This is a genomic window from Rhizobium sp. BR 317, assembly GCF_047445835.1.
GTDB lineage: Bacteria > Pseudomonadota > Alphaproteobacteria > Rhizobiales > Rhizobiaceae > Rhizobium > Rhizobium paranaense.
On record NZ_JARWLB010000144.1, the window covers coordinates 1 to 1173 of the forward strand.

The following is a 1173-nucleotide window of genomic DNA, read 5'->3' on the forward strand; positions in this document are numbered from 1 at the left end:
GTTCGTACCCTTCACCTCGTTGTTCGACATGCTCTGTGCTTGCGCACCGCTCACGAAGACGAGTCCGGCCAGGCAGCCGGCGGCTGCGAATATTTTTGTAATGTGCATTGAGAAATCCCCTGCCCTTAAAGCTGTGCTGTCCAGTCGAAATCCCGGACATAGAGGCCGATCGGATTGAGGCGGATGGTCGCCTCGTCCTGCGGCGCGGTGAGWGTCACCGTTGCGATTCCGCGAAACCGGCGCGTGCCGATTTCCTTGCCCTTGCGGTCGCGTTCGTATTCGGTCCAGTCGATCTGATAGGTCTGGTTCGACAGCGCCACGATGTTGTTCACCTCGATGGCGACGGTCGACGATTTCGCCTGTTCGAACGGCGAGTTACCGCGGAACCAGGCGTTGATCTTCTCGGTCGAGGGATCCGATGTTCGAAGGAGAGCGTAGGTTCGATCGATATACTGCTTCTGCACCACTGCATCCGGCGTGATCGAACGGAAGCTGGTGACAAAATTCCCGAGCGTCGCGCGCACCACCCGAACGTCGGCATATTCGATCTGTTGAGGATAGCCTGATGTCACCGCGGTCCCGAGTTTGTCGACCTCGACGATATAGGGAACCAGCTTGACCTGGGTGCTCAGATACATCGCATATCCAAAGCCGATCACGGCCATGGTCAAACCKAGAATGCCGACGATGCGCCATGCGGCGGCGGACCGAACGTAGGAACCGTATCGCTCGTTCCATTCCTGGCGCGCKGCAAGATAGGGGTTTTCGGGGGCGCGGTTCGCTGCCATCGATCGATCACTTTCTKATTGCGGTTAGTCTTTGCGTTCGGGAGGCGGTTTTAGCCCGCTATGCCCGCTGCGCGCCTGGTCGAGCTTGGCGTTAGCKAGACCGAGGATCGACCCGGCATAGGCGCCGGGAGAACCGATGGCCTTTTCCTTTGCAGCMGAGCCGGTCGCTTTTCCCGCGGACCCGATTCCTGCACCGAAACCACGAAGAGCCGCACCCGCAACGGATGACCCAGCAGCGCGAGCGGCCTGGGCAGCCGCAAAGCCTGCACCGGCCGCGCCKGTCGCGAGGAATCCTGCGCCCGTGGCGAACGATGCCGCCTGGCCGCCGTGCCTGATCGCCTCCATTCCGCCCGAAACGGACGCTCCTTGAACAACACCTTGAATG

Annotated in this window: 1 protein-coding gene and 2 pseudogenes; all 3 read right to left on the reverse strand. The window is 60.7% G+C overall.

Translation table 11 applies throughout. The annotated features are described in order from the left end of the window. Positions 1-108: pseudogene (locus QD357_RS32375) on the reverse strand (P-type conjugative transfer protein TrbG); the annotation flags it as partial. A gap of 17 nt (positions 109-125) precedes the next feature. Then, the gene (locus QD357_RS32380; protein WP_004129966.1) at positions 126-788 is read right to left on the reverse strand and encodes a conjugal transfer protein TrbF; all 663 of its coding nucleotides are present in this window, start codon (positions 786-788) and stop codon (positions 126-128) included. 24 nt (positions 789-812) lie between these two features. Continuing rightward, positions 813-1173 (reverse strand): annotated as a pseudogene (locus QD357_RS32385) (conjugal transfer protein TrbL); the annotation flags it as partial.